Here is a 3,590-nt window from a genome sequence, read left to right as displayed (position 1 = left end):
AGAAGCTACGACATCGTGGACGAAATCGCCGGTCGGGCCGTCCTCACAGGTGCAAAATTCCTCGGCGTGCGCCAATCGGACATTCCCAATGGAGCGCCGCTCGCAGCAATTTTGCGTTATCCGATCTAAATTTACCCCGTCACGCTCTCCTTGCGGCACAGTTCGGCGATGCTGCCCTCGCCGCACAGGCACTAAAGCACGATGCGGATCTTCTCTTTGGCCTAGAAGTGCCGCCTAGAGCACTTCAGAGTTAGGCGGAATCGGGGGATTCCCAAATCGGTTGCGTTCTGATTCAAGATGCATGCTGGAGGGAGGGAGCCGGCATGCATGGCGAAACCATATTCCGACGACCTGCGCGTGCGCGTAGCAGCGGCGATTGCGGATGGTGAGAGCTGCCGGTCGATCGCCGAGCGCTACGACATCGCGCCTTCAACGGTCGTGAAATGGTCAACGCGTGCGCGAGACGGGCAGCCCGGCACCTGCCAAGTTCGGTGGCCATCGGACGTGCAGTCTCGATCCGTATCGCGCCTTCGTGCTCGAGCAGATCGACGACGTACCCCATCTGAGTAAGCGCTGCCGCGCTCCCACGTTGACGGGTCAGTTGGGGATCTTGGCGTAGGCCCAGGGCATGAGGTCGTCGATCTTCGACGCGGGCCAGCCATTGACGAGCTTTGTCAGCGTGTCAGTGAGCCAGGCGTGCGGATTCACAGCGTTGAGCTTGCAGGTCTCAATCAGCGAGGCGACGATCGCCCAGTTGGCGCCGCCTTCGTCGCTGCCGGCGAAGAGTGCGTTCTTGCGGTTCAACGCGATCGGACGGATGCTGCGCTCGACTGTGTTGGAATCGATCTCGATGCGGCCGTCGTCTAGGAAGCGCGTCAAGCCATTCCAGTGATTGGTGCCATAGCGGATCGCCTCGGCGGTTTCGGACCTGCGTGGCAGTTTGGCGAGTTGCTCGCCAAGCCATGTCTTCAGCGTATCGACGAGTGGCCTCGTGCGTTTCTGTCGAACGGCGCGTCGCGTGTCGGCGCTTTGGCAGCGGACCTCCGCTTCGATGCCGTAAAGCGCGCCGATCTTGTCGAGTGCCGCCGATGCGATCGGCGCGTTGCCACCTTTCGCGAGGTCGTAGAAACGGCGTCGGAAGTGGCTCCAGCAGTAGGCGAGCGTGACCGGGCCTCCGGCGCGAACTGGATCGGCCAACCCGTTGTAGCCATCATAGCCGTCGACCTGCAGAACGCCGTTGAAGCCGGCGAACATCGTGCGGGCATGCTCGCCGCCGCGGCCGGGCGCGTAATGGTAGGCGACCGCTGGCGGATCGCTGCCGCCCCACGGTCGATCATCGCGCGCAACAGCCCAGAGGTAACCGGTCTTCGTCTTGCCGCGCCCAGGATCGAGCACTGGACAGCGCGTCTCGTCGCAGAAAAGCTTCGTCGAGCGCATCAGGTGTTGGATCAGACGCGCATACAGCGGCTCGAGTTCGGCGGCGCCGAAGCCCACCCAATGGCAGAGCGTCGAGCGATCGATGACGATCCCGTCGCGGGCGAAGATCTGCGATTGCCGATAAAGCGGAGTGTGGTCGGCGTATTTTGATACGAGCACGTCGGCGACGAGTGCTTCCGTCGGGATGCCGCCTTCGATCAAGCGCGCCGGCGCGGGCGCCTGCACGATACCGACAACATCGTCGGCGCCGGTCTTCTCGCAATTTCGACAGGCGTACTTCGGTCGGCGAGTCACGAGCACACGCAGTTTCGCCGGCACCTTGTCGAGCCGCTCGGAGCGATCCTCGCCGATCTGATGCAGTTCGCCGCCACAGCAGGGGCAGGCTTTCGTGGCAGGTTCGACGACGATCTCCTCGCGCGGCAAATGCGTGGGCAAGTGGCCGCGGTTGGCCTTGCGCTTTTGCGTGCTCGCTGCCTTCAGTGTTGCATCGGTCTTTTCGAGTCTCGCCTCTTCCGCAGCGACCGCCGTCTCGATGTCTTCGAAACCGAGGTTCAGTTGATCGGTATTGAGTTTCTCCGACTTGGCGCCGAAGTGCGCGCGGCGCAGTTGCGCCAGGAGATGACGGAGCCGATCGCTCTGAGCGCGCTCGGCGAGAAGCAGCGCCTTTAGCGCCGCAATGTCATCCGGCAGATCTTCGAGCGCCAGCGTCATGCTCCGAGACTCGCTGATTTGCCCGTCCCCGCGCCAGCATCATGCTGCACGACGATGTGGATCACTGCGCCGCTGTGGGGCGCGCGACACGCTGCGCATGCACGCGAGACCAATCGAGCCCTTCAAGCAGCGCCGACAATTGTGCGGGCGACAGGCGCATGACGCCGTCTTCGACCTTCGGCCAGCGGAACTTCCCGCCTTCGAGGCGCTTCGTAACCAGGCACACACCGGTGCCGTCCCAGAACAGCAGCTTGACGCGATCGGCGCGCTTCGAGCGGAACACATAGACGATGCCGGAGAATGGCTCGAGTTTCAGCTCCGCCGCAACGAGCGCCGCTAGACCATCCATGCCCTTGCGGAAGTCCACGGGCTTCGTCGCGATCAGAACGCGTGGGTTCGTCGGCAAGATCAACTGATTGCCCTCAGCGCCTTCAACACGACCGCGAGCGTCTTTGCATCCGCGGCCCCTCGAATGCGGACCGTCGTCGCACCAACGCTGATCTCGATCGTCCCGGGCTCGACGGGGGCTGCAACCGCGGGCTGTGGACAGACCGCCGCCGTTTCGATCACCACGGGCGCGAACATCGATGCCGCCGAAGTGCGCTGCGCTTCGATCAATGCCTCGGCCTCGGAACGCCACCGCTTACGCCAGCCGAACAGTTGCTGCGGATTGACGTCATGCCGCCGGGCGATCTCCGAGACGTTCACGCCCGGCTCGAGCGCCCGCGCGACGATCGCGATCTTCTCGGCATCGGGCCAGTCCCGGCGCCGTTCCGGCCCGGTGATAACCTCGACCCGGCGAGGCCGACGCACGGTAGTGTCATCGCTATGGTCAAACATATGGTCAAATCGATCGCCAACCCTCTGGCGACTCTGACCAACCCGCTCACTGCCCGCTACGTGGGAACCGAGCAGCGCTTACAGACCGCCTACATCGCGCCGGGCAGTCCTTGGGAAAATGGCTACGTCGAGCCGTTCAATGCCCGCATGCGAGACGAGCTCCTGAACGGTGAAATCTTCTATTCGCTAAAAGAGGCTCAGATCATCATCGAGGGATGGCGACAGCACTACAATACTGTGCGCCCTCACGCTTCGTTGGGATATCGACCACCGGCACCAGAAGTGTTCGTACCCGGCCTCGCGGTGTGGCCACCTGTGCGCTTTGACGGCGCTCCGACGGTCGCGCTCCGTCTGGCGCGAAAGCCGACCATGAACTAACATTGGAGCTGGATCACTTCGTGGGGGCTGATCACTCTAGCATCCTTGGCTGCCCCTTGGGACGCCCCCTAGCACCCCTCGTTTTAAGTGGTACTTTTCCTTCGTATACTTCCATGACGTGGGCACCGAGGTGGGGCGGCAGAGGTCGCCCTTCATCTACAAATCGCCTCGCAAAGGCCTGCAGCACGTCGAGTGCTTGCATATCGCCTTCTCTAGCGCGGTAG

At 62.9% G+C, this 3,590-nt stretch carries 4 protein-coding genes and 1 pseudogene; 2 read left to right on the top strand and 3 right to left on the bottom strand.

Features of this window, described 5'->3' with window-relative positions:
* Positions 1 to 297 precede the first annotated feature (297 nt).
* Positions 298 to 570 carry a helix-turn-helix domain-containing protein gene (locus ACSLE4_RS00450; protein ID WP_435902522.1) on the top strand — a complete coding sequence of 91 codons (273 nt, stop codon included), beginning with the start codon at positions 298 to 300 and terminating at the stop codon, positions 568 to 570.
* A 27-nt stretch (positions 571 to 597) separates the two neighbouring features.
* Here the strand turns inward: ACSLE4_RS00450 and tnpC are convergent, their stop codons facing one another.
* From tnpC to tnpA, 3 genes are all read right to left on the bottom strand, one after another.
* Positions 598 to 2,148 carry an IS66 family transposase gene (gene tnpC, locus ACSLE4_RS00445; protein WP_435902521.1) on the bottom strand — a complete coding sequence of 517 codons (1,551 nt, stop codon included), beginning with the start codon at positions 2,146 to 2,148 and terminating at the stop codon, positions 598 to 600.
* Positions 2,149 to 2,209: 61 nt separating this feature from the next.
* Positions 2,210 to 2,560, bottom strand: coding sequence for an IS66 family insertion sequence element accessory protein TnpB (gene tnpB, locus ACSLE4_RS00440; RefSeq protein ID WP_435902520.1), 351 nt, complete (start codon positions 2,558 to 2,560; stop codon positions 2,210 to 2,212).
* Positions 2,557 to 2,961 carry an IS66-like element accessory protein TnpA gene (gene tnpA / locus ACSLE4_RS00435; RefSeq protein WP_435902519.1) on the bottom strand — a complete coding sequence of 135 codons (405 nt, stop codon included), beginning with the start codon at positions 2,959 to 2,961 and terminating at the stop codon, positions 2,557 to 2,559. The genes tnpB and tnpA overlap by 4 nt, the downstream gene beginning before the upstream one ends.
* 108 nt (positions 2,962 to 3,069) lie before the next feature.
* Here tnpA and ACSLE4_RS00430 point away from each other — a divergent pair.
* Positions 3,070 to 3,366: pseudogene (locus tag ACSLE4_RS00430) on the top strand (integrase core domain-containing protein); the annotation flags it as partial.
* Between the last annotated feature and the right edge of the window lie 224 nt (positions 3,367 to 3,590).

Source organism: Methyloceanibacter sp. (assembly GCF_051306395.1).
Classification (GTDB): domain Bacteria; phylum Pseudomonadota; class Alphaproteobacteria; order Rhizobiales; family Methyloligellaceae; genus Methyloceanibacter.
Note: the sequence above shows the minus strand (reverse complement) of the source record. Positions and strands in the feature narration are given on the sequence as shown.

Coding starts and splice junctions, on each gene's coding strand:
- ACSLE4_RS00450 (WP_435902522.1), top strand. CDS start 298: ATGCATGCTGGAGGGAGGGAGCCGGCATGCATGGCGAAACCATATTCC.
- tnpC (WP_435902521.1), bottom strand. CDS start 2,148: ATGACGCTGGCGCTCGAAGATCTGCCGGATGACATTGCGGCGCTAAAG.